The organism is Actinosynnema sp. NPDC002837, assembly GCF_040295345.1.
Lineage (GTDB): Bacteria > Actinomycetota > Actinomycetes > Mycobacteriales > Pseudonocardiaceae > Actinosynnema.
In genome coordinates, this window is sequence record NZ_JBEOVG010000046.1 from 44,549 (window position 1) to 64,597 (window position 20,049).

Below are 20,049 nucleotides of genomic sequence, written 5' to 3' on the forward strand. Positions count from 1 at the left end.
CGCAGCATGTCCAACACCACGAGCGAGACCGCACCGGACGCGCCCCAGGGCGCGGCGATCTCCGACTTCGGCATCGACACCACGTCCCAGTCCACCGGCGAGGCGGTGCGCGACTACGCGGCCCGGCTGCGCGGCGGCGAACTCGGCTCCCTGCCCGCGCTGCTCGGCGTGGTCGTGCTGCTGATCGTGTTCAGCTCCCTCGCGGACACCTTCCTCACCCTGGGCAACATCGCCAACCTCCTCGCGCAGGGCGCGAGCGTCGTGATCATCGCCATGGGCCTGGTGTTCGTCCTGCTCCTGGGCGAGATCGACCTGTCCGCGGGCACCGCGTCCGGCGTCACCGCCTCGGTGATGGCGCTGCACCTGATCCACGGCGGCAACCTGCTCGGGGGCATGGGCGACACCGTCTTCTACCTCTTCTGCGGCCTGCTGGCGCTGGCCGCCGTGCTGGCCGGGATCATGCGCATCTGGGCGGGCGTCGCCCTGTCGGTGGTGGCACTGGCCGTCGCCCTGATCGGCGTGCCCGCCAACCCGTGGGTCGAGATGCTGCTGGCCGTCTGCGTCGGCGCCGCCATCGGCTGCATCACCGGCTTCCTCGTCGCCCGCGTCGGCATCCCGTCGTTCGTGGTGACCCTGGCGCTGTTCCTGGCCTGGGGCGGCGTCATCCTCCAGTTCATCGGCGAGGGCGGCACGCTCGGCCTGCGCGACGACATCATCTTCAACGTCGCCAACGGCAACCTGAGCACGGCGGGCTCGTGGGCGCTGTTCGTCCTCGCTGCGGGCGGCTACGGTGCGGTCGTGCTCGGCCGCCACTTCAGCAGGTTGCGCCGCGGCCTGGTCGCGTCGCCCACCCCGATCGTGCTGGTCAAGGTCGGCGCGGTCCTCGTGCTGGGCGCGGTGGCCACCTACGCGCTGACGCTCAACCGCTCCAAGAGCGACCTCGTGGTGATCACCGGCGTGCCGTTCGTGGTGCCGATCGTGCTCGTGCTGCTGGTCATCGGCACGTTCGTGCTCGAACGCACCCGCTACGGCCGGCACGTCTACGCCGTCGGCGGCAACCAGGAAGCGGCCCGCCGCGCCGGCATCAACGTGGCGCAGATCCGGATGAGCGTGTTCGTGATCGCCTCCTCGATGGCGGCCATCGGCGCGATCGTCTACTCCTCGAAGGTCGGCTCGGTCGACCCGAACGCCGGTGGCGGCAACACGCTGCTGATGGCGGTCGGCGCGGCCGTGATCGGCGGCACGTCGCTGTTCGGCGGCAAGGGCAAGCTGCGCGACGCGGTCATCGGTGGCGCGGTGCTCGCGATCATCCAGAACGGCATGGGCCTGCTCGACCAGCCCGCCGCCGTGGTGTTCATCGTGACCGGCCTGGTGCTGCTCCTGGCCGCGAGCGTCGACGCGCTGTCCCGCCGCCGGGCGGCGTCCGCCGTCCGCTGACGTGAGCACACCGACCGCGGGAGCCCGACCCGACGAGGTCCGCAGGCACAACCGAACGGCGCTGCTGCGCCGACTGCACGTGGACGGGCCCTCCACCAGGGCGTCGCTGGCGGCTGAGCTGGGCCTCAACCGCAGCACGATCAAAGCCCTGGTGGACGGCCTGGCCGAGTCCGGCGTGGTGGCCGAACGCGTGCCGGCGCAGCGCTCCGGCGCCGGCCGGCCGTCACTGCTCGTGCTGCCGCAGCCGCACGCGGCCGTGGTGATGGCCATCGACGTCCGCGTCGAGCAGGTGGCGATGGCCATGGTCGGCCTCGGCGGCGACATCCTCGGCCGGGACTCGTGGAACCTGCACCACCGGTCCCGCGACCCCGGCGAGGTGATCACGCACATCGCCGACTCGGCCAAGCTCCTGGCCGACGAGCTCGACGTGCGGGCGGTCGGCGTCGGCGTCTCGGTGCCCGGTGTGGTGCGCCGCGCCGACGGCCTCGTGCACGAGGCGCCGAACCTGCACTGGACCGACGTGGCGTTGGGCGAACGGCTGTCGTCGGTGCTCAAGGTCCCCGTCCAGGTCGGCAACGACGCCGAGCTGGGCGCCTTGGCCGAGCACGTGCGCGGCGCGGCCCGCGGTTCGTCGGACGTGGTCTACATCTCCGCCGACGTCGGCATCGGCGGCGGCGTGATCTCCAGCGGCCAGCCGCTGCGCGGCACCGGCGGGTACGTCGGCGAACTGGGGCACATGGTCGTGCGCCCCGGCGGCCGTCGGTGCTACTGCGGCTGCCAGGGCTGCTGGGAGACCGAGGTCGGCGAGGCGGCGCTGTGCCGTGCCCTGTCCCTGCCGGAGGACGCGCCGCGCGGCACGGTGGTGGCGGAGCTGCGGTCGCTGGCCGGCTCGCCGGACAGCGTCGCGCACCGGTTGGGCGAGTTCACCGAGTGGCTGGCCATGGGGTTGATCACGGTGGTCAACATGCTCGGGCCGGAACTGGTGGTGCTGGGCGACTTGTTCACCGCGCTGCCGGAGTCGTTGGTGGACCAGCTGCGGCGCACCGTGCAGCAGCGGTCGTTGGTGTCACGCGCGGTCGGCGGCACCAGGATCGTCTCGTCGCCCCTCGGCCGTGACGCCAAGCTCGTCGGCGCCGCCGAGCTCGCCTTCGAGCCCGTCCTGGGCGAGGTCTGACCACTCCCGGACCGCTCGTCGGATGATCACCGTCTCGGGGTGGTCGGGCCCGAGCACCCTGACGTGGTCGGCGAGCAGTTCCCGCGTCTCGGCCACCGCGGTCGCGAGGTCCCCGGACTTCAAGCGGGCGAGCGCGAGGTTGAACCGGGTCATGAGGGTGTCGGGGTGGTCGACGCCCAGGACGCGCCCGCGATCGACGACGAGCCGGCCGAACTCGCCGACGACCCGATCGTGCTCGCCCGCCATCCCGCGCCACGCGGCCAGGTTGTAGCGGGCGGTGAGGGTCTGCGGGTGGTCCGGCCCGAGCGCGCGGACGTGGTCGGCCACCACCCGTTCGAACTCGGCGATCGCCCCCGCGTGGTCGCCCGCCGCGGCCCGCCACCCGGCCAGGTTGTGCCGGGTGCCGAGGGTGTGCTGGTGGTCGGGGCCCAAGACCTCGATCCGGTGGGCGAGGATCCGTTCGAGCTCGGCGATCGCCCCAGCGTGATCGCCGCTCCGGGCGAGCCAGTGCGCGTGGTTGCTGCGCGCGGCGAGGGTGTTCACGTCGTCGGGACCCAGGATCCGGGTCGTGTCGGCCACCAACCGCTCGTCCTCGGCGACGGCCTCGTCGTGCCGCCCCGCCCGGCCGGTCCAGGTGGCGATCTCGTTGCGCGCGGCCAAGCCGTCCCCGTGGTCGGGCCCGAGGTGGTGCTCAGCCTGTCGTCGCAGCTCGCGGAAGTAGTCGATGGCGTCGGTGTGCAGGCCCGCCTCGCCCAAGGACCTGCCCGAGTGGAACAGGATCGCGTGGCCCGTGGGCTGCCAGAGCGCCGGTGTGGTGTTGGTGTGGAGGGCTGCCGCGGCGGACCGCAACGTGCCGGCCAGCGCGCTGTTCGCCTCGTACCCCGGCCAGGTCAGCAGGAGCGCGTCCGCGGCGAGGTGGGCCAGGGGAGTGAGGCGTGCCGGCTCGACGGTGTCGCGGACCGCGCGCTGGAGCAGGGCGTGCGCCTGGATCGTGCTGCTGTCGAGCGTGATGAGGCTCAGCCGGTGCAGGCAGCCGAGAGCGTCGTGGACGTCGTCGGCGCCGGCGGCCAGGTGCGCCAGGACGTTGCCGGCCGTGAGCACGGCGACCGGGGTGCCTGCCGGGTCGAGCAGGCTGACGATCTCCAGCAGTGGCCGCGCGAGCCCTGCCGGGCGCAGCGCGTCGGCGCGTTCGATCGACAACGACCAGGTCGCCGCGACCGTGGCCCGGTGCTCGTCGGGCAGTTCGCCCTCCTCCGGCAGCACCTGGGCCAGGGAACGGCGGTCGGCCAAGCGCTTGCGGTAGTCGGCGACGGTGAGCAGCGGCTTGTCCGCGATGAACGCCGCCGCCTGCGCCAAGGCCAGCGGCAGGTGGCCCAGGTCGTCCGCCAGGGCCGCGAGCTGGTCGTGGCCGGGTAGCTTCGCGGTCAGGTAGGCCAGTGACTCGGCCTCGGTGAACACGCCCACCTCGACCAACCGGCGGTCGTCGCGGGACAGCGCGGCGTCACGGCGCCGGGTCGTCACGACGACCTGGCCGGTCGGGGTGTTCGGCGGCCACAAGCCCTTGAGGTCGGCGGGATCCTGGACGTCGTCGAGGACGACCAGCCACCGCCGGCCGGTCGAGCTGAGCCACGTCTGGAAGGCGGCCGCCGCGTCCTCGGGCGTGCCACCGGGATCGAGCCGGACCCGGCCGGCCGCGTCCGCGTAGGCGCTGATCACGGCGACCCGCGTCACGGCGGCGATCCACACCACCAGGTCCACCGACTCGTCCCGCCACACCGCGTGCGCGTGGCGTGCGGCCACCTGGGACTTGCCCACACCGCCCAAACCGGACAGCACCGCGGACGTCCCGGCCAACCGGGACTCGGCTTCCCGGTGCTGGTACCGGTCCGCGACCGGCGGCAGCACGCCGACCCGCACGGGCCACGTCACCGGCGCTGCCGGCGGCAGGTGGAGGTGCTGGGTGTTCCCGTCACCGACCTGCACGCCGACGTTGTCGTGGACCTGCACGGCGGAGCTACTCGCGGCCGAAGTTCAGCGTCATCGTGTTGCCGTCGCCGACCTGCACGCCCTGGTTGTCGTGCACGTCGATGCGGTACTTGGCCGCGGCGTCGGGGTCCGCCAGCGCCAACACCTCGCGTGCGGCGGCGACCAGCTCGACGTCCGACCCGGCGTCCGCGGCCGTCAGAGCGGCCGTCAACTCCTCCGGATCGGTCGGCACCTCCGTCACCCCACCGCGGCGCAACGCGCGCCGTGTCAGCGACTTCAGGCCCTGGTACGCGTCTTTCACGGCGGTCGAGGCCGTGTCCGTCACGCCCGCCACCGCACCGGCGGCCAGCGCCGCCACCACCAGGTCGACCGACTCGATCACCACGCACCACTCCCGCCCGCGTCCGTCACCACCAGTATCGGCGAGACCACGGCGAGCGCGTCCGCCGAAATGAGGGGGGCGGGGATCCTCTCGGATCCCCGCCCCGGACGGCTAGGGTGCTACGGGTCCCGTGCCTGGGACCCGTGGTGTTCAGCCCTGCTGCAACTCGGCAGCGAGCTCACGCAGCTTGGTGCTGTGCTCACGGGCGTGGTGCCCGCAGAACAGCAACTCGCCCCCGGAGGGGAGCACGGCGCGAACCTGGGCAGCAGCCCCGCAGCGGTCGCAGCGGTCGGCAGCGGTCAACGCGGGGCGGGTGAGCGTCGTAGTCATGGAAATCTCCCTCCGTCCCGGCACCGGGGATCGGTGCCCTCACACCTAGCTGCGACCACTTCGCATCTGGCGGGTGCGCCGTGTTCGCTGCCTTCACTCTTGCAGACGTTCGGGCGGAAGTCAGTGTTCCCCTGACCGTGGCGACCCGCGTCACTCCTCATTTACCCGGCGCCCGGGTGGTCGGAACCTGTCGGTTCCACCGGTTCGATCCGCCCGTGCTCACGTTCCGCTGTCGTGGCAACGGATTTCCGACCTGCGAATACGGCGTTCGACGCACCCTTGATGCTCCAGAAGGGCGGTTCGCGGCCGGCGGCGCTGTGACGGGTAACACTTTGGTCAGCCCAGAGCGAACACGGCCTCGCGTTCCACGATCCGGACATGATCCGTCCGGTTCACGGGCCGCTTCACCGACCGTTCAGATGGTCAGGCGCCGCCCGTCGAACCGGGTCAGGCCGAACGACGCGTCCTCGTGGTTGACCCGGACGTGGTCCCGCAGGATCCCGATGCCGACCGCCTCGCCCAGGAGCACGGCCTCGGTGAAGTCGGTCCGCCAGTGCACGCCGGCCATGTTCCGGGCGGTCGCGATGTTCGCCGCCACCTTGTCCAGCTCGCCGCCCACGGTGAGCGCCTCGCCACCGGTGAAGGGCACGAGGGCGGTGCCGTCGGCGTTGGCCACGACGGGGTCGGGCAGCACCCACGACTCGTCGAACCACGCCTTCAGCACCGTGACGCACGCGCCGGCGACGGTCGCGTGACCCGAGCCGTAGGACGGGTGCGTCGGCGAGCCCTCCGGGAACGCCTGCGGCAGCAGGTACGAGCCGTGCTTCTCGTAGGAGAGCTTGACCGCCTCCGAGTCCAGCACCTCGCGGTCGATCATGGCGTAGTCGCGCATCCCGGACAGGTGCGCGTGGACCCGGCCGCCGAACGCCTCCGGCCGCAGCCTGCGGTGCACGTACCACTTCTGGAACCACATCGCCTTCAACGCCCGCGTCGCCACCTCGGTCACCAGCGACAACAGGTGCGGCGCGCCGTAGGTGCCGAAGCCGACCTGGTTGGCCGAGTGCCGGTACGGGTTGCCCGCGTCGACCGGCGCGCCCAGGTCCAGCAGGATCAGCGCCGCGTTGAGGTAGGCCTCGTACAACGCGTCGAAGTGCACGTAGTTGGCCACGTCACGGCCGTTGCGCAGGTACCGGCGGTTGACGTGGTCCCGCTTGATCGGCTTGGTGGTCGCGCCCTCCTGCACCGCGCGCCACGCGTCGAAGTCGGTCAGGAAGTCGCGGTTCGGCCGCACGGTGTCGTGCAGCTGCTGGACGCGCAGCGTGCCGTACTGGATGTCGCGCAGCAGGAACTGCGACAGGAACGGTCCCCGCAGGTCACCGCGCGTGCCGCCGCGGAAGATCGTGGCGGGCGTGACGCGGCCGTCGACCTTCGGCGCCCGGTAGTCGCTCAACCGCGACAGCTCGTCGGCCGCCTGCGCGATCAAGGGGTGCCGGTCGTACTCGCCGAACGGGACGTCCCTGGTCAGCGCCATCCAGTACAGCTCGACCGCCTCGGCCGAGTTGCGCGCGCTGTCGATGCGCGGCGCGGGCGGCAGGGCCAGCGACTGCGGGTCCGGGCCCTCCAGGTCGAACGCCAGGCCGGCCTGCGGGTTGGTGAGCTTGACGCCCCGGCCCAGCGGGATGCGCTCGAAGTCCTCCGTCCGACCCGTGGACAGGGCCCTGAGCAGCGTGTTGTACGCCTCCGGGCGCACCTCGCCCGCCTCGTCGTGCGGCAGGCCCTTGCTGTAGTTGGCGACGTGCGGGTAGTCGCCCTCCTCGCCGTTGTTGACGTGCTCCGGCCACGGCTGCCGGTCCAACGCCTCGGCCGAGGCCAGGCGCGAAAGGCGTGCTTCAGTGCGACGTTCACTCATGCGAATTCCCCCTGCTTCGGCGCGCCCCGTGCCGCCCCCCGGCGGCCGCGCCACACCCAGGACACCACGGAGAGTGATCGACGGCAGCGGCCATTCGGGTGAAGAAGCGCACAAAAACCAGGGCCCCTCGACCGAACGGTCGAGGGGCCCTGGCTCTGCGTGATCTTCAGCCCGGGTACTAGTCCAGGTAGTCGCGCAACACCTGCGACCGCGACGGGTGGCGCAGCTTCGACATCGTCTTCGACTCGATCTGCCGGATCCGCTCGCGCGTCACGCCGTAGACCTGGCCGATCTCGTCCAGCGTGCGCGGCTGGCCGTCGGTGAGGCCGAACCGCAGCCGCACCACACCCGCCTCGCGCTCGGACAACGTCGCCAGCACCGACTGCAGCTGGTCCTGCAGCAGCGTGAACGACACCGCGTCCACCGCCACCACGGCCTCGGAGTCCTCGATGAAGTCACCGAGCTGGCTGTCGCCCTCGTCGCCGATCGTCTGGTCGAGCGAGATGGGCTCCCGGGCGTACTGCTGGATCTCCAGCACCTTCTCCGGGGTGATGTCCATTTCCTTGGCGAGCTCCTCCGGGGTGGGCTCGCGGCCCAGGTCCTGGAGCAGTTCGCGCTGGATGCGACCCAGCTTGTTGATGACCTCGACCATGTGCACCGGGATGCGGATGGTGCGGGCCTGGTCGGCCATCGCGCGGGTGATCGCCTGGCGGATCCACCACGTCGCGTACGTGGAGAACTTGTAGCCCTTGGTGTAGTCGAACTTCTCCACCGCGCGGATCAGGCCGAGGTTGCCCTCCTGGATCAGGTCCAGGAACGCCATGCCACGACCGGTGTAGCGCTTGGCCAGCGAGACCACGAGCCGGAGGTTCGCCTCCAGCAGGTGGTTCTTGGCCCGCTCGCCGTCCCGCACGATCCACCGCAGGTCGCGGCGCATCTGGGGGGTCAGCTTCTCCTGCTCGTCCTCGGCGCGGCGCACCCGCTCGGCGGCGTAGAGGCCGGCCTCGATGCGCTTGGCGAGCTCGACCTCCTCCTCCGCGTTGAGCAGGGCGACCTTGCCGATCTGCTTGAGGTAGGCGCGGACCGAGTCGGCCGAGGCGGTGAGCTCGGCGTCCTTGCGGGCCTGCCGCAGGGCCTCCGACTCCTCCTCGTCCCAGACGAAGTCGCCCTCGCCGGGCTTGGCCTCCTCCTCGGCGGGCTCCTCCTCGACCGGCTCGTCGATCAACTCGACGTCGTCGACCAGGTCTTCGGCGTCTGGAGCGCCTTCGAGGTCCTCGGGCTCCTCGCCGTCCTTCTTCACCTTGCCAGGCGCGGCAGCGGCGGCCTTGGCGGCCGTCTTGCGCGGCGCCCGCGTGGCCGTCTTCCCCGCCGCGGCGGTCTTCGCCGCCGGCTTCTTCGCCGGGGCCTTCCTCGCCGAGGTGGCCTTGGGCGTCTCCTCGGCGTCAGCCTTAGCTGCCTGAGTCGTCTTCGCGGCTGCCACGTACGCCCTTTCGCGACTGTCGATCAAGGCCGACCGAAGGGCGCGAACCTCGGTCGCCTGAGTACGGGGGATCCCCCGCCGGATCGTTCGTCAGCGGGGCACCGTTCCATTGTAACGACGAGAATCGCGTGCCGTTGCCCCCCGGCGTCATCCGAGGTGGTCCGGCACGCGTTCTCGCAGGTGGAACGCCGCGTAAATCAGTGCCGGAGACCTTGCGCGGCGGCCACGGCGGCGCCCACGATGCCCGCGTCGTTCTTCAGCGCGGCGGCCACCACCTCGGTGCGCACCTCGAGCAGCGGGAGCCACTTCTCCGCCTTCTTGCTGACACCGCCGCCCGCGATGACCAGGTCCGGCCAGATCAGGTCCTCCAGCACGTTGATGTACCGGGACACGCGGGGCGTCCACTCGGCCCACGTCAGGCCCTTGTCCTCCTTCACCGAGGCCGCGGCGCGCTTCTCCGCGTCGTGGCCGTCGACCTCGAGGTGGCCGAACTCGGTGTTGGGCACGAGCTTGCCGTCCAGGAACAGGGCGCTGCCGATGCCCGTGCCGAACGTCAGCAGGACCACCAGGCCGTCCCGGTCGACACCGGAACCGAACCGCATCTCGGCGATGCCGGCCGCGTCGGCGTCGTTGAGGACGACGACCTGGTCGGTCGGCCGGCCGAGCCGCTCGGCGAACAGCGCCGCGGCGTCCGTGCCGATCCACCCCTTGTCGACGTTCGCGGCGGAGTGCGCGACACCGTGCTTCACCACGCACGGCAGGGTGACGCCGACGGGACCGTCCCAGTTGAACTTCTCGACGATCTCGGCGACGACGTCGGCGACCGCGTCCGGGGTCGACGGCTGGGGCGTGGTGATGCGCAGGCGCTCACCGTCCAGCGCCCCCGCTTCGAGGTCCACGAGCCCGCCCTTGATGCCGGAACCGCCGATGTCCACGCCGAACCCGCGGGTCATGCCCATCCCCGTGGCCCTTCCTACTCGATTCAGTAACCGTGGCCGCAGACATTAGCCTGCAGGTCTCCGATAGTCCCGTGAGAGTGACGCAGGAGGAACAGTTGCGTTTCGATCCGCGCTCATTGGTCGATGTCGCCGTGCTCGTGGCCCGCGAGGCGGGCGAGCTGGTCGTGACCACGCGCGATGCCGCCGTGACCGATGTCGACACCAAGAGCAGCGCCACCGACGTGGTGACCGCGGCCGACCGCGCGGCCGAACAGCTCGTCCGGGAGCGGCTCGCCGAGTTGCGGCCGGGTGAGCCCGTGATCGGGGAGGAGGAGGGCGGCAGCGCCGCTCTCGAGGGCCTGACCTGGGTCGTGGACCCGATCGACGGCACCGTGAACTACCTCTACGGCATCCCCCAGTACGCCGTGTCGATCGCCGCGCAGGTCGACGGCGAGTCCGTGGCCGGTGCGGTGGTGGAACCCGTCGGCGGTCGGGTGTGGACGGCGGCGCGGGGCGGCGGGGCCTGGTTGGACGGTCGGCGGCTCCGGGTCTCCGACGCCACCCGATTGGACCTGTCCCTTCTGGGTTACGGCTTCGCCTACCGGGCGGAGCGGCGGCAGCGGCAGGCGGACGCGTGGGCGGGCCTGGCGACCAGGGTGCGGGACATGCGGCGGGCCGGTGCGGCGTCGTTGGACCTGTGCGCCGTGGCGGCGGGCCGGCTGGACGCCTACGCCGAGCACGGCCTCGGCCGGTGGGACTGGGCGGCGGGCGCGCTGGTGGCCCGTGAGGCGGGCGCGGTCGTCCACCTGGCGGGTGAGGCCCCGGAGCTGGGCGCGGACGCCACCTTCGCCGCCGCGCCGGGCATCGCCGACGCCCTCTTCACCGCTCTCGTGGAGTGCGGCTTCGGCAAGGTCTGACCACCCCGCGTGTCGAACCTCCGCGTCCCTCGGGCGCTGAGCGTTCGACACGCGCGGGGTGGCGTGGTCAGCAGGTGATGTCGCGGGCGCCCTTGAGGTTGTCGGCGTTCAACGAGAGCGGGGTGGAGCCCTCGGCCGCCTGGCCGCCCTGCTGCTCCGGCTGCTGCATCGCCCACTCCGCGAGCTGGTCGAGCACCTTGCGGGCGTCGCTGTTCGGCTTCACCTCGCTGAACTTCTGCCCGATCGCCACGTCCACCGTCGCGTCCTGGCGCTCGTCGCGCACCAGCTCGAGGCAGGGCTCGACCAGGCTCAACGTCCGCGCCGCGCCCGCGCCGGGCGCGCCGAACCGGATCTGGCCGCGGCAGTCCATGTCCTGCGCCGGGTACACCGGGTCGTTGCCCGGCTCGGCCGCCTGCTTCATGCCCAGCTCGGCCAACGTCGTCGCCACGAACCGCGCCTGGTTGCGCTGCGTGCTCGCGTTGAACACGCGGAACTGCACGCTGCCGACCGGCACCGGGTCGGTCCGGTCCAGGGCGTCGTGCGCCAGCACCGTCCCCAACGCGGGCACCGGCTCGGCCGCCGGCGCGACGGGCGCGCCCGACGACGGCGCCGGCACCCCGCCGGGCGGGTTGCACTTGATCGCCGCGTCCACGTCGCCCGCGTCCGTCAGCACGCGGTTCCACACCACGACGGCGGTCACGGCGAGCACCAGGAACAGGACGAGCGCCGGCAACGGTCGCCGCTTCCGGTACCGCGACGACCCGCTGCTCCCCGTACCGGGTCGTCCCACGTCCGTCGACCTCCCCTGGCGCAGTGTTGACAGTGATCAGGCTATGCCGCTCCCCACCGCCCCGCGTCTCGGGCGGGGTTGTGGCGGGGTGCGATCACCCGGTCGCGGACGGTCAACGCCCTGGTCTGGCGGCGGAGCACGGGAGGACCGGGTGGGTGGTGCCCGTCCAAGCCTATCTGGCCAGCGTGGGAAGGGCCTGTCACCCGTCTGCTCAATTAGGGGGAACCCGCTGCGCGACCGCCCGATCAATGAGCTACCCTCTCGGCGCTCCGCGCACCGCCGGACACCGGAAAGCGTCGACGAACAGGGGGTTGGCGCCCGGCCGCACGAGCGAGACCTCCGTCACTGGGGACGGAGGGCACAAATAGGGGCGCTGGTGCGTTAACCAGCGACACGAACAGTCTCCGTTGACCGCAGGGGTGAAAGAAGTATGGCGACCGACTACGACGCACCGCGTCGCAGCGAGGCGGACGAACTCGCTGAGGACTCCCTCGAGGAGCTGAAGGCGCGGCGCAATGAAACGCAGTCCGGGGTCGTCGACATCGACGAGGACGCGACCGCCGAGAACTTCGAGCTGCCGGGCGCCGACCTGTCCGGTGAGGAGCTCACGTTCAAGGTCCTGCCGAAGCAGGCGGACGAGTTCACGTGCTCGAAGTGCTTCCTGGTGCACCACCGCAGCAGGCTGGCCGAGGAAGTCAACGGCCAGTACATCTGCCGCGACTGCGCCTGAGGCACGTCCACCGGGCACGAACCCGCACGACACCGCACGACCAGCACCACCGCCGGATCGACCGGCACGGCGCCACCGCACGACCGGCGCCGCGGCACGACCGAACACGCACCTACGACCAGACCTGGGCGCTCACCCCCACCGCCGGGGTGGCGCCCAGTCCCCGTTGCCGACCCACGTCACCGATCGCGCAGCAACGCCGCCAGCTCCTCCGCCGAACGCACGCTGAACAGCCAGTACGGCGTCGGGTCCGCCGGGTCGCGCAGCTCGACCTTCACCATCGGCCCGACCCAACCCCGGTGCGTGACGAACGCCATCGGGTCCAGGTTCGGGCCCATCGCCTTCCGCTTGTCCTTCGAGTCGAACACCTCGACCTCGCCGAGCAGCTCCAGCGGCACGTGCGCCGAGGCGACCCGCAGCTCGCCGCCGGACACCTCCACCTTCGCCGAGCCCATCCGCACGATCAGCAGCACGGCCAGCGGCACGGTGATCACGTACGGCAGCCACGACCGCACGCCGGGGAACCCCATGTGGATCTCGGCGGCCAGCAGCACGGCCGCGGCCAGCGGCAGCGGCCAACCCCACCAGGGCACGTACAACCGCTCGCGGAACGCGATCGGGGCGGTCACAGCAGTCTCGCTCACGCCACCAGGGTAGTCTCGCGCGCCGTGCCCAGCGTCGAGGTCCTGTTGTCCCGGCTCGATCCCGCCGTGCCGCTCCCGGCCTACGCCCGACCGGGTGATGCCGGCGCCGACCTGGTGACCACCACCGACGTGGTGATCGAACCGGGGGAGCGCGCGGTGGTAGGCACTGGTGTCGCGATCGCGTTGCCGGAGGGGTACGCGGGGTTCGTGCACCCGCGTTCCGGCCTGGCCGCGCGCGTCGGCCTGAGCGTGGTCAACACCCCGGGCACGATCGACGCGGGCTACCGGGGCGAGATCAAGGTGTGCCTGGTGAACCACGACCTGCGCGAGCCCGTAGTGCTGACGCGCGGTGACCGGATCGCCCAGCTGGTGGTGCAGAAGGTGGAGCACGCGGTGTTCCGCGAAGTCGACGAGCTGCCCGACTCCGCACGGGGCGCGGGCGGCTACGGCTCTACAGGCGGGCACGACGTGCTCGCCCGGACGGAGGGGTGAAGGCGATGTTCGGAAAGCGCCGCAAGCGCGGTAGGCACTCCGCGAACCGGGGGACGGCGCAACCCGAGGTCGAGTTCGACGGCGTGGAGGAGGTCGAGGACGGGCCGTTCGACTCGACGTGGGCCCCGGACGACGGCCTGAACCGGCTGGACCTCGGCTCGATCCGGCTGCCCGTGCCCGAGGGCGTGCAGTTGCAGGTGGAGATGGACCCGGCGGGCGCGGTGCGGGCGGTGCACCTGCTGACGACCGTCGGCCAGCTCACCGTGAGCGCGTTCGCCGCGCCGAAGCAGGACCGGCTGTGGCCGGACGTGAGCGGCGAGATGATCGCCCAGTTCAAGAGCGACGGCTTCCGGATCCTGCGGGAGAACGGCGAGTGGGGCGAGGAGATCACCGCCCGCAACAACGAGGTGCACCTGCGGGTGGTCGGCGTGGACGGGCCGCGGTGGATGCTGCGGGGCATCGCGGCGGCGCCGACGGAGGAGCAGAGCGCCCAGGCGACCGAGGCCCTCTACGCGTTGATGCGGGACACGGTCGTGGTGCGCGGCGAGCAGGCGATGCCGGTGCGCACGCCGTTGCCGATCGAGCTGCCCGAGGCCATCGCCCGGCACATCCAGGCGCAGCAGCAGAGCTAGTACAGCCAGTCCGCCGCCGACGCGGAGCGGTAGGCGTCGAGCGCGGCGCGGCCCAGGGACTCCCGGTCCGCGCCCAGCGCCGCCAACGTCGTCGTGCGCAGAGCGGCACGGGGGAGCGCTCCGACCCACGTCCGGGCGATCTCCACGGGGTGAACGGGGTCGTCGGTGCAGGCGGCGACCCCCACCGGCGCCGTGAGCCCCGCCAGTTCGGCCACCGTCGGCGCGGACGACCCGGCGGCCTCCCTCAGCACGTCGGCGAGCCGCGAGCCGTACCGGGGCCACGCCCGCCGCAGCTCGTCGCCGAGCCACCCGTCGACGCCGGTCAACGCGGCCTCGACGCCCTCCGACTCCACCACCGAGGCGCTGGCCCGTGCCGCCGACGCCGCGGGCGCGCCGTCCGCCGGGCCGTTCCAGGCGGGCAGTGCCACCAGCAGACCGGCGCACCGCTCGGGGTGCCGCACCGCCCACGCCGCCGCCACGTGCGCGCCCAGCGACACCCCGCCCACGACCAGCGGCGTGCCGTCCCAGGCGGCGTCCAACGCCTCGACGTGCTCCCGGACACCCCGTGACGCGGGCGCGACCAGCACCAACCCGGCCTCGGCCAGCGGGCGGGCGAACACCGAGGACACGAACACCTCGTCGGAGGCGGTGCCCGGCAGCAGAACGGCACGTGACGAGCTCATGACGGCAGATCCTCCCCCAGTCGGATACCCGGTCGGGTGCACCCGGTTACGCTGGCTGTTGGACGGGCTTCGTCGTCGAGGCCCCGCGCATTCCAGGAGTCGGGGATGACTGGTACTGGGGGTGGCTACTGGCGCCGCCTCGTGCGTCGGCTGACCACCGACGTCAGCGAGTTGGACGCCGACGACCTGTCTCGAAAAGCCGAGGCCGTCGGGGCCATCCGAGCGTGCGACTGCAAGTCCGGGCAAGAGGTGACGGTGTTGGGCCGGTTGCGCAGCGTGGAGCTGTGCCCCCGTGACGCCGCGGCCACCCTGGAGGCGGAGCTGTACGACGGCACCGAGGGCGTGACGCTGGTCTGGCTGGGCCGTCGTCGGATCGCGGGCATCGAGCCGGGTCGCACCATCAAGGCCAGAGGCCGGATCGCGGTGCGCGACGGGCGCAAGGTGCTCTACAACCCCTACTACGAGTTGCAGAACGCTTCATGACACAAGTGAACGAGTCCGAGAAGCAGCCCACCCTCCTCGAGCAGATGGGCGGCGTGAGCGGCCTGCTGTTCTCCTCGTTGCCCGTCGTGGTGTTCGTGCTGGTCAACGCGTTCGCCGGGCTCATGCCCGCGATCTGGAGCGCGCTGGCGTTCTCGGTCGCGATCGGCGTCGTGCTGGCCCTGCGCAAGGGCTCCGTGCAGCCGGCCGTCTCGGCGGTCTTCGGCGTCGGCATCGCCGCGTTCATCGCCTACCGGACCGGCGACGCCAAGGGCTTCTTCCTGTTCGGCATCTGGCAGAGCCTCGTCTACGGCGGCGGGTTCATCCTGTCGATCCTGGTCAGATGGCCTCTCGCGGGCGTGATCTGGTCGTTCCTCAACGGCCAGGGCCAGGCGTGGCGCAAGGACAAGGCGAGCGTCCGGGACTACGACATCGCCACCCTCGTGTGGGCGCTGGTCTTCCTGGCGCGGTTCGTGGTGCAGCGGTGGCTGTACGACGAGGCGTCGGTGGGCTGGCTGGCGGCGGCGCGCCTGGCCATGGGCTACCCGCTGATGGCGGTGGCGCTGATCGCCACGGTCTGGGCGGTGCGCCGCTCGGACAAGCGCCTGAAAGCCACCCTCGCCCGCGAGGAGGAGGAGAACCGGGCCGCCGAGGAACGCCTCCGCGCCCAAGCCGAGGCCGACCACGAGCCGACCATCTACGACCGGCTGCTGGACTCCTCCACCGACAACCCCAACCCCGCGCCCGCCCGGGCCGAGGAACGCTGACTCATCCGACCTGCGCCCCACCGGTTCCGCGGCACACCAGCCGGCCCGGTGGGGCAGGTCCGATCCCCCTCGCGACTGCGCCGATCGCTAACCTTGATGGGTTCGCGCACGTCGTGTGGCCAGCCGTCTTCGGAGGGGGTCGCGTGAAATTCTTCGACAGGGAACCCACCACGGTCGACATCGCGCAGAACCTGCTGGACGCCGCGCGCCAGTGGCCGCTCGGCTCGCAGGAGCGCGCCAACCTCTTGGCCGAAGCCCAGCTCATCGTGTCGGTGGACATCATGACGCACGGCAGAACGGCGTTCGGCGAGATCAACCACCCGCGATAAGGCCGGCCATCCGACGGTGCGGCCACCGGTCTGACCAGCCACAACCCGATTGCTGCGCAGGGGTCCTCGCCAAGGGGACCCCTGCTTTCATCCTGCCGGCGGGCACCGACGGAAACGCGCCGCCCGCCCACCGCCTGTGGACAACCGAGCAGGTACTGAGCCGGTCGGCGGTTCTGCTCGAAACCAGCGGGTCAGGCCGCGACACCGACGAAGTCCGCCAGCCTGCGCAGGTCGGCCTTCACCGAACGTCGTTCGCGTTTCAGCATGCCCCGAAGCATCGAGTGGACCCTGCCGGTGAACAGGAGCTGTTCCGGGGCGGCCATCCTGGCCAACGTGAGCGCGTCCAGCGCTTCGCGGTCCTTCCGGCGCAGGTAGTAGGCCCAGGCGACGGTGATGAGGTGCGAAGTCCTGCGCTCGGACAGTTCGGGGGGCAGGTTGTCGTACGGCACACGCTCCGCTTCCGCGATGGCTCGACCCGGATCGCCCAGTTCGAGTGCGAGCCAGACGCGGTGGATGGCGATGTTCGTCGGCCCGAACGCGAGCCAGAAGTCGTTCCGGTCCCCGATCTCCTCCGCTGCCCGGGAGGCTTCGCCCAGGTAGTCGTGCGCGGCCCGGTGGTCGCCGAGCGTGGCGGCGCCGACTGCGCCTTTCAACATGAGCGACCCGTACATGCTGTACGACTCCGGAACGTCCAGATCCCGTCGGAGCGCGTCGGCCGCGGCGACGGGCGCGTCGGTCGACTCCGTGAGCCGGCCCGCGTGGCGGAGGACGACCGCCAGTCGCCACGCCCCGCCCGCGATCAGCAACCGGTCGTCCGACTCCTCGGCGGCGTGCATCGAACGCTCGGCGGCGACCCAGGGCAGGTGCGGCTCGCCCAGCCGATCCAGCATCCCTGACGTCACCCGGTACACCAGGGCTTGCAACTTCGACGCTTCCCGCCGTTGGCGCTCGTCCCCGGCGTCGTGCACCAGGTGCCAGGCGTCCGCGATCATGCCCGGGACGAGCGGGGCCATGTCGGACCACCGCTCGGTCTGCGAATGCAGGAATGCTTTTTCCACTCGGATCCGAAGGTGTTCCGGTGTGACCGGTTTCCGATCCGGAACGCCGAGCAGCGGGGAAATGCCGTTGTAGCGCAACATCGCGGCTTCGATGTCCGGAACAATGGCCGGGGCGGTGCCGAGGGAATCCGTGCGCCGCGCTGTCGTCCGGAAAGGACCCGGCAGCAGCGCTGACGGCGAAACGCGCAGTGCCTCGGCCACGGCCACGATGGTGGACAGCTTGTCCACCTCCCGTTTGCCGTTCTCGATCTGCCTGAGCCACTCGGTGGTGCGCCCACCCACCAAGCCGCACAACACTTCCTGCGTCATGCCCTGGCGCTTGCGGTAGTAGGCGATGCGCTCACCTACCGTCGCCTCGTTGTCCTGCCGCATACGCCCAGAGTACCCATCCGAAACCGCGCCGAGGACACCCCAACAGAGATTTTGGGTTGATCGCGGAAAGGGGAACTAGCGTTCCTCTCAGGCGAACCGATGGCGATGGCGATCGCCTGGGCGGAAGTGAGGTCGTGGTGCAGAGCAGCACACCGGATATTCGACAGGCCACCTTGCAAGCGGCCCTGGACTACGCCGCCCTCGGGTGGCCGGTCGTGCCCGGAGCCATCTGGCGCGGGGGACGCTTCGCCGATCCGGTCGACGGTGCCCCTGTCCTGAGCCCGCACCTGCGGCCGCTCGCGGACGCGACCACCGATGCCGACCTGGTTCGGAGGTGGTGGTCGGCGCCCGGCAGGTTCGTGCCGAACATCCTCACCCCGGTCTCGGCGAACCTCGGTGTGTTCACGGTCTTCGCCACCTTGGCCGAGGCCGTCGCCCGGCACCCGTGGTTCGGCGCCGACCCGACGCCGGTGTTGGCGATCCAAGGCATGCCGCTGACCTACTTCCTCGTCAGGCCGCCAATGCCGGTGGTGCTGCTGAGCGACCACGCGAGCGTGGTCGACCGTGGCATGCCCCTGCCTTTGCCGCCCACGTCCATCGGGGGAACGGAGGTGCTGTGTCTGATCACTCCCGAAGAAGCGGGCAACACCCTCGTGACCGGTGACGACCTCGCCGACTTCATCCACCACGTCGAAAGGAAGACCGCGTGAACGAGCCGACCCGAGTCGAGCGGACCGTCGACGTGGGAAAGGCCTTCACGGCGCTGATGCACGAGGTGGCGCGCGAAGACGCGCCCCGGTTGTTCGCCATCGTGGAGGAGTACGGAGAGGGTGAAGACGCCCGGGTCGCGGGTTATGGCCTGGCCTACGCAGACCGTGCCGAGTCCAACTCGGTCGAGGGCGATTTCCGCCTCAGCTCGGAGTGCGCCGAGAATGCCCGGACCTGGTACGAGATCAGTACGGATGAGACCGTGCGGCGAGTGCACCTGGTGTGGTTGGACCAGGCCACCACCTAATGGCTGCGCAGGGGTCCTCGCCAAGGGGACCCCTGCTTTCATCCTGCCGGCGGGCACCGACGGGAACGAGCCGCCCACCCGTCGCCTGTGGACAGCTCCACCGCCTGTGGACAACCCGGACGCGTCAGTAGCCCAGAGCCGAACGGATCTCCTGCTCCACGTCCGCCGCCGCCACGAAGAGCAGCTCGTCCCCGCCCTCCAGCGTGTCGTCCGGCGTCGGCACGATGACCCGGCCGCCCCGCAGGATGGTCACCAAAGCGGCGTCCCGCGGCAGCGCCAGGCCGTTCACCGGCGACCCCGCGAGCGGTGTGTCACCTGGAAGCGTGATTTCCACCAGGTTGGCCTGGCCCTGGCGCAACGTCATCAGCCGCACCACGTCCCCGACCGTCACGGCCTCCTCCACCAGCGCGGACAGGATGCGCGGCGTCGACACGGCCACGTCCACCCCCCACGACTCGGTGAACAGCCACTCGTTCGCCGGGTCGTTCACCCGCGCCACCACGCGCCGCACCGCGAACTCGGTCTTCGCCAGCAACGACACCACCAGGTTGACCTTGTCGTCACCGGTCGCGGCGATCACCACGTCGCACAGCTGCATCCCCGCGTCTTCCAACGACGACAGCTCGCACGCGTCGGCCTGCACCCACTCGGCCTGCTCCACGGTGTGCGGCTCGAAGTGCGTGCGGTCACGTTCGATTAGCATCACCTGGTGCCCGTCGGACACCAGCTCGGCCGCGATGGAACGACCCACCGCACCGGCACCCGCAATCGCGATACGCACTCAGCTCTCCTCGGGCGCGTGAGCCGCAGCCGCGGCCACGTCGGTCACGGTGCCGGACAGGGCGGCCACGTACACCTGGTCGTCCTCCTGCAGCACGGTCTTCGAGTCCGGCAGCACACCCGTCCCGAACCGCATCACGAACGCCACCCGGCACCCGGTGGCCTCCTCCAGGTCGCGCACGGTGCGCCCGACCCAGTCCTCGTGCAGCTCCAGCGGCAGCACGGCCACCGTGCCCGACGGGTCGCGCCACGCGGTCGCCGTGCCCTCGGGCAGCAGCATCCGCAGGAACCGGTCGGTCGACCACGGCACGGTCGCCACGGTCGGGATGCCCAGCCGCTCGTACACCGCGGCGCGCTTCTCGTCGTAGATCCGCGCGACCACCGCCTCCACCCCGAACGTCTCCCGCGCCACCCGCGCCGAGATGATGTTGGAGTTGTCGCCGCTGGACACGGCCGCGAACGCGCCCGCCCGCTCGATCCCGGCCTCGATCAGCACCTTCTGGTCGAAACCGTTGCCGACGACCTGCTGGCCGTGGAAGTCCGGGCCGAGTCTGCGGAAGGACTGGGCGTCCTTGTCGATCACCGATACCTGGTGGTCGAGGCGCTCCAGCGCCTTGGCCAGGGACGAGCCCACCCGGCCGCAGCCCATGATCACCACGTGCACGAAAGCCTCCCCGAACGACGCTTACGGAGAACCTACCGTCCCTGATCAGTGAACGAGAGC

The 20,049-nt window shown here is 71.3% G+C and carries 23 protein-coding genes; 11 read left to right on the forward strand and 12 right to left on the reverse strand.

Translation table 11 applies throughout. The features are described 5' to 3' along the window. Positions 1-6: 6 nt before the first annotated feature. Positions 7-1,437, forward strand: coding sequence for a sugar ABC transporter permease (locus tag ABTZ99_RS27155; RefSeq protein ID WP_498774029.1), 1,431 nt, complete (start codon positions 7-9; stop codon positions 1,435-1,437). Between the two features lies 1 nt (position 1,438). Next, complete coding sequence (locus ABTZ99_RS27160) at positions 1,439-2,611, forward strand: ROK family protein (RefSeq protein ID WP_498774031.1); 1,173 nt, start codon at positions 1,439-1,441, stop codon at positions 2,609-2,611. Here the strand turns inward: ABTZ99_RS27160 and ABTZ99_RS27165 are convergent. The 6 genes from ABTZ99_RS27165 to ppgK form a co-directional block, all read right to left on the reverse strand. Continuing rightward, positions 2,504-4,618 (reverse strand): tetratricopeptide repeat protein, encoded by a 2,115-nt coding sequence (locus tag ABTZ99_RS27165; protein WP_499615084.1) that lies wholly within the window; start codon positions 4,616-4,618, stop codon positions 2,504-2,506. The two genes, ABTZ99_RS27160 and ABTZ99_RS27165, sit on opposite strands and share 108 nt — an antisense overlap. A 7-nt stretch (positions 4,619-4,625) precedes the next feature. Then, entirely contained in the window at positions 4,626-4,982 is a 357-nt protein-coding gene (locus ABTZ99_RS27170) for an RIP homotypic interaction motif-containing protein (RefSeq protein ID WP_498774035.1), read from the reverse strand. A gap of 147 nt (positions 4,983-5,129) precedes the next feature. Beyond that, positions 5,130-5,309 carry a DUF7455 domain-containing protein gene (locus ABTZ99_RS27175; protein ID WP_015800348.1) on the reverse strand — a complete coding sequence of 60 codons (180 nt, stop codon included), beginning with the start codon at positions 5,307-5,309 and terminating at the stop codon, positions 5,130-5,132. Between the two features lie 415 nt (positions 5,310-5,724). Continuing rightward, entirely contained in the window at positions 5,725-7,218 is a 1,494-nt protein-coding gene (locus tag ABTZ99_RS27180; protein ID WP_498774037.1) for a vanadium-dependent haloperoxidase, read from the reverse strand. A gap of 178 nt (positions 7,219-7,396) precedes the next feature. Continuing rightward, on the reverse strand, positions 7,397-8,725 hold the full coding sequence (locus tag ABTZ99_RS27185; RefSeq protein WP_211363475.1) for an RNA polymerase sigma factor: 1,329 nt from the start codon (positions 8,723-8,725) through the stop codon (positions 7,397-7,399). Between the two features lie 170 nt (positions 8,726-8,895). Then, positions 8,896-9,657, reverse strand: coding sequence for a polyphosphate--glucose phosphotransferase (ppgK, locus tag ABTZ99_RS27190; protein WP_499615089.1), 762 nt, complete (start codon positions 9,655-9,657; stop codon positions 8,896-8,898). Positions 9,658-9,752: 95 nt separating this feature from the next. Between ppgK and ABTZ99_RS27195 the strand changes: the two genes are divergently transcribed. Further along, entirely contained in the window at positions 9,753-10,553 is an 801-nt protein-coding gene (locus ABTZ99_RS27195) for an inositol monophosphatase family protein (RefSeq protein ID WP_499615090.1), read from the forward strand. Positions 10,554-10,620: 67 nt separating this feature from the next. Here ABTZ99_RS27195 and cei read toward each other — a convergent pair whose 3' ends face one another. Next, on the reverse strand, positions 10,621-11,343 hold the full coding sequence (cei, locus tag ABTZ99_RS27200) for an envelope integrity protein Cei (protein ID WP_498774043.1): 723 nt from the start codon (positions 11,341-11,343) through the stop codon (positions 10,621-10,623). A gap of 430 nt (positions 11,344-11,773) precedes the next feature. Here cei and ABTZ99_RS27205 point away from each other — a divergent pair, with 430 nt between their 5' ends. Continuing rightward, complete coding sequence (locus tag ABTZ99_RS27205; RefSeq protein WP_053717171.1) at positions 11,774-12,073, forward strand: DUF4193 domain-containing protein; 300 nt, start codon at positions 11,774-11,776, stop codon at positions 12,071-12,073. Between the two features lie 179 nt (positions 12,074-12,252). On the opposite strand, the gene ABTZ99_RS27210 is transcribed toward ABTZ99_RS27205, so the two are convergent. Further along, positions 12,253-12,717, reverse strand: a complete 465-nt coding sequence (locus ABTZ99_RS27210) for a DUF3093 domain-containing protein (RefSeq protein ID WP_498774045.1) — start codon at positions 12,715-12,717, stop codon at positions 12,253-12,255. 24 nt (positions 12,718-12,741) lie between these two features. On the opposite strand from ABTZ99_RS27210, the gene dut reads away from it, so the two are divergent. Beyond that, positions 12,742-13,209: a dUTP diphosphatase gene (gene dut, locus ABTZ99_RS27215; RefSeq protein ID WP_053717169.1), complete on the forward strand. Its 468-nt coding sequence runs from the start codon at positions 12,742-12,744 to the stop codon at positions 13,207-13,209. A 5-nt stretch (positions 13,210-13,214) separates the two neighbouring features. Next, positions 13,215-13,841 carry a DUF3710 domain-containing protein gene (locus ABTZ99_RS27220; RefSeq protein ID WP_498774047.1) on the forward strand — a complete coding sequence of 209 codons (627 nt, stop codon included), beginning with the start codon at positions 13,215-13,217 and terminating at the stop codon, positions 13,839-13,841. Here the strand turns inward: ABTZ99_RS27220 and ABTZ99_RS27225 are convergent. Continuing rightward, positions 13,838-14,524, reverse strand: coding sequence for an alpha/beta fold hydrolase (locus ABTZ99_RS27225; RefSeq protein WP_498774049.1), 687 nt, complete (start codon positions 14,522-14,524; stop codon positions 13,838-13,840). The genes ABTZ99_RS27220 and ABTZ99_RS27225 overlap by 4 nt on opposite strands. Before the next feature lie 105 nt (positions 14,525-14,629). Between ABTZ99_RS27225 and ABTZ99_RS27230 the strand changes: the two genes are divergently transcribed. From ABTZ99_RS27230 to ABTZ99_RS27240, 3 genes are all read left to right on the forward strand, one after another. Beyond that, a complete protein-coding gene (locus ABTZ99_RS27230; RefSeq protein WP_033437072.1) occupies positions 14,630-15,007 on the forward strand; it encodes an OB-fold nucleic acid binding domain-containing protein in 378 nt (125 codons plus the stop codon). Beyond that, complete coding sequence (locus ABTZ99_RS27235; protein WP_499615095.1) at positions 15,004-15,771, forward strand: DUF3159 domain-containing protein; 768 nt, start codon at positions 15,004-15,006, stop codon at positions 15,769-15,771. Before ABTZ99_RS27230 ends, ABTZ99_RS27235 begins: the two co-directional genes overlap by 4 nt. A gap of 143 nt (positions 15,772-15,914) precedes the next feature. Further along, complete coding sequence (locus ABTZ99_RS27240) at positions 15,915-16,100, forward strand: hypothetical protein (protein WP_498774054.1); 186 nt, start codon at positions 15,915-15,917, stop codon at positions 16,098-16,100. Positions 16,101-16,291: 191 nt separating this feature from the next. Here ABTZ99_RS27240 and ABTZ99_RS27245 read toward each other — a convergent pair whose 3' ends face one another. Next, positions 16,292-17,530 (reverse strand): helix-turn-helix domain-containing protein, encoded by a 1,239-nt coding sequence (locus ABTZ99_RS27245; protein WP_498774056.1) that lies wholly within the window; start codon positions 17,528-17,530, stop codon positions 16,292-16,294. 56 nt (positions 17,531-17,586) lie between these two features. Between ABTZ99_RS27245 and ABTZ99_RS27250 the strand changes: the two genes are divergently transcribed. Both ABTZ99_RS27250 and ABTZ99_RS27255 read left to right on the forward strand, forming a co-directional pair. After that, positions 17,587-18,240 (forward strand): bifunctional DNA primase/polymerase, encoded by a 654-nt coding sequence (locus ABTZ99_RS27250; protein ID WP_499615098.1) that lies wholly within the window; start codon positions 17,587-17,589, stop codon positions 18,238-18,240. Further along, positions 18,237-18,545 carry a hypothetical protein gene (locus ABTZ99_RS27255; protein ID WP_499615101.1) on the forward strand — a complete coding sequence of 103 codons (309 nt, stop codon included), beginning with the start codon at positions 18,237-18,239 and terminating at the stop codon, positions 18,543-18,545. Before ABTZ99_RS27250 ends, ABTZ99_RS27255 begins: the two co-directional genes overlap by 4 nt. A 124-nt stretch (positions 18,546-18,669) precedes the next feature. On the opposite strand, the gene ABTZ99_RS27260 is transcribed toward ABTZ99_RS27255, so the two are convergent. Both ABTZ99_RS27260 and ABTZ99_RS27265 read right to left on the reverse strand, forming a co-directional pair. Further along, entirely contained in the window at positions 18,670-19,326 is a 657-nt protein-coding gene (locus ABTZ99_RS27260; RefSeq protein WP_053717165.1) for a potassium channel family protein, read from the reverse strand. Beyond that, positions 19,327-19,989: a potassium channel family protein gene (locus ABTZ99_RS27265; RefSeq protein WP_498774062.1), complete on the reverse strand. Its 663-nt coding sequence runs from the start codon at positions 19,987-19,989 to the stop codon at positions 19,327-19,329. It lies immediately after the preceding gene. Positions 19,990-20,049 lie beyond the last annotated feature (60 nt).

Bases quoted from the DNA above. Each gene is read 5' to 3' on its own strand.
- ABTZ99_RS27235 (WP_499615095.1), top strand. From the start codon at position 15,004: ATGACACAAGTGAACGAGTCCGAGAAGCAGCCCACCCTCCTCGAGCAG.
- ABTZ99_RS27155 (WP_498774029.1), top strand. From the start codon at position 7: ATGTCCAACACCACGAGCGAGACCGCACCGGACGCGCCCCAGGGCGCG.
- ABTZ99_RS27230 (WP_033437072.1), top strand. From the start codon at position 14,630: ATGACTGGTACTGGGGGTGGCTACTGGCGCCGCCTCGTGCGTCGGCTG.
- ABTZ99_RS27175 (WP_015800348.1), bottom strand. From the start codon at position 5,309: ATGACTACGACGCTCACCCGCCCCGCGTTGACCGCTGCCGACCGCTGC.
- ppgK (WP_499615089.1), bottom strand. From the start codon at position 9,657: ATGGGCATGACCCGCGGGTTCGGCGTGGACATCGGCGGTTCCGGCATC.
- ABTZ99_RS27220 (WP_498774047.1), top strand. From the start codon at position 13,215: ATGTTCGGAAAGCGCCGCAAGCGCGGTAGGCACTCCGCGAACCGGGGG.
- ABTZ99_RS27225 (WP_498774049.1), bottom strand. From the start codon at position 14,524: ATGAGCTCGTCACGTGCCGTTCTGCTGCCGGGCACCGCCTCCGACGAG.
- ABTZ99_RS27180 (WP_498774037.1), bottom strand. From the start codon at position 7,218: ATGAGTGAACGTCGCACTGAAGCACGCCTTTCGCGCCTGGCCTCGGCC.
- ABTZ99_RS27205 (WP_053717171.1), top strand. From the start codon at position 11,774: ATGGCGACCGACTACGACGCACCGCGTCGCAGCGAGGCGGACGAACTC.
- ABTZ99_RS27245 (WP_498774056.1), bottom strand. From the start codon at position 17,530: ATGCGGCAGGACAACGAGGCGACGGTAGGTGAGCGCATCGCCTACTAC.